The following is a 2,065-nucleotide window of genomic DNA, read 5'->3' as shown; positions in this document are numbered from 1 at the left end:
TGATAACACGAGTCGTTGGCAGACAGGTGATGGGTTTTGAAGACGTCCTTAAATAAGCGCTTACGTCCATTCAAAGTGCTCAGAAATCTCTGAGCCATTGTCAATCAGACCGTAGACCTCGGTATATTTTTTTTTGCGGTGATCGTTGGGTTTCCCGGTTACTTGCGCCAGATCAGCCGCACCGTGCATGGCGGCTACCAGATGCCGTTGAAATTCAGTCCCGTTGCCAGGCCCGGAGGTAAAATCCCAGGGCAACTGCGTCGGCAGGTCAAGACGTGTAGCGTCAAGCCCCCCGACCGTTAATCCGGGAAAATCAGCCCCAACCCCGTAACAACGGATAATGTCCATACGATCTGCAAAGCGTAATATGCACAGATACCAGCGCACGGAGTCAGACAGGTTCTGCTCTTCTGCGCCATTGACATCATTTTCCTTGCTGACCATCGCCTTTGCCATATCCTTCAGCAGCGGTTCAGGATAATGCCCGGTCAGGTCCCGTTTGAAGTAGACAGCTGACCTTGTTTCTTCCGCTGATTTGGCGACATCTTCGGCAGCAGCATCATGGTAGATAATCGCCAGCGCCAGGAGTTCTTTTTCTGCCGGGTGCAGGTAATGCTGCTGAAATTTTTCCAGCAATTCCATATACCAGAGCCCATTATTCCTGGCCCGCAGGACATGACTGCAGCTGTGCAGCGGTTTCCATACGGTTGGCAAGGTATGTCTGCCAAGGCTCTGGATCACGCATTCCGGTCCCGGACGGCGGTAACAATGCTGCAATACCCGATGGTGCTTTCATTATCGCCGACATTATCAGGCAGGACCGGCGGTTTGCTGAACGCGTCCACCATAAACTGTAATGCCGCTGGTACCTCGGTTTCCTCAGGTGCCGCCAATGGGCAAGCATCGTTCGACAGACCGAGCGATTGTTTCAGATCCGCGATTTCCAGATTGGCCTGTCGGACATGCTCCGACCAATTCAGGTAGAAAGGATGCGTGTTTCGTTGCTTCCATAGTCCTTCAAACCATTGGATGAACCCAGCCACGGATAAATTACCAATAACCTTTCTACCGTCACGGCACCAAACGTCCAGATTACGTTTAACCCTGGCCTTAATATCTTTGTTCAGGGAAGCTCCATAATGAAACAGGGCGAGTAGGTGGGACTCAAAGATATCAAGGTTTAAAGGGTAACCAAGGTAATCACATAGTACCTCTTCAAGTCGGCTCTGCCGTTGCTGCTGACTGAGCCCCCGGCAGATTCGGTCAAATTCAACGACGCTTCCCGAACAACCGTTCAACGGCAACCACTTGAGATCTTCCAGACTCAGGAATTCAAATGGAGCAAAGGCGGCCACCATATAATTCATTGTGCCCACTCGCACGTCCTTTATGAAAAAAACGATTGTGAATTGGCAAGCCACCCTGTTTTAATTCCAGAAGCCTCTCGGAATTGTAACAACAGGGATCACTCACCAGCTTGATGGCCTGTTGCAATTTGTGAAAAACATCCGGTGAGGCGGTTAATTCCGAACTCAGTGCCTCTGTACGCAAAGGCATTGGCAGTAGATTCAGCATGGCTCTCAAACTTTCCCGGTCTATGCCCTGTGAGAATGCAAAATCATCCAGAGAATGCTCATTCAGGGCCAGGTGTTTACTGTCCAGCTCATCATCAAAACAAACCTGTACAGAACCTGTGCGGTGACAATAAATAACCAGAGGCAACGGTCCAAGCTGCAATACCTCTTCACAATGACGTTTATCCTGCAGGATATCGGCAATATTCATCTGAGTATCGAGGTAAACAAAAAAACATCTGATGTCTTTCTTGCTGTAGTTGGTAAGCACCAGCTCCGGAAAATCAAGAGAATTATAGGCGTCGGAATGATTCCAGATTACCAATCCAGGCAAACTGAAAGTCCCATCTGCTCGCAGATGTCCCGAGGTGAAAGGAGGTGCACGACTGTAGGTGATAACATAGCCATATATAGACAACCGGTGATATAATGGGTACATGTAACTATGGATTTTTGTTAACCTGTGGAGTATCTAAAGAAAGTACTGGTAT

General features: G+C 48.9%; 3 protein-coding genes. All 3 read right to left on the bottom strand.

Annotated features, from left to right (window positions below; genetic code table 11):
• Window positions 1-60: 60 nt before the first annotated feature.
• Genes KDK14_RS03030 through KDK14_RS03020 form a run of 3 tightly spaced genes read right to left on the bottom strand, consistent with a single transcriptional unit; the run spans window position 61 to window position 1,908 of the window.
• Window positions 61-741: a hypothetical protein gene (locus tag KDK14_RS03030; protein ID WP_257263545.1), complete on the bottom strand. Its 681-nt coding sequence runs from the start codon at window positions 739-741 to the stop codon at window positions 61-63.
• Window positions 738-1,376: a hypothetical protein gene (locus KDK14_RS03025; RefSeq protein ID WP_257263544.1), complete on the bottom strand. Its 639-nt coding sequence runs from the start codon at window positions 1,374-1,376 to the stop codon at window positions 738-740. Before KDK14_RS03025 ends, KDK14_RS03030 begins: the two co-directional genes overlap by 4 nt.
• Window positions 1,333-1,908, bottom strand: a complete 576-nt coding sequence (locus tag KDK14_RS03020) for a hypothetical protein (protein WP_257263543.1) — start codon at window positions 1,906-1,908, stop codon at window positions 1,333-1,335. The genes KDK14_RS03025 and KDK14_RS03020 overlap by 44 nt, the downstream gene beginning before the upstream one ends.
• Window positions 1,909-2,065: the final 157 nt, after the last annotated feature.

This window comes from Endozoicomonas sp. ONNA2, assembly GCF_024606365.1.
Lineage (GTDB): Bacteria > Pseudomonadota > Gammaproteobacteria > Pseudomonadales > Endozoicomonadaceae > Endozoicomonas.
This window is presented reverse-complemented; position numbering and strand designations above follow the sequence as displayed.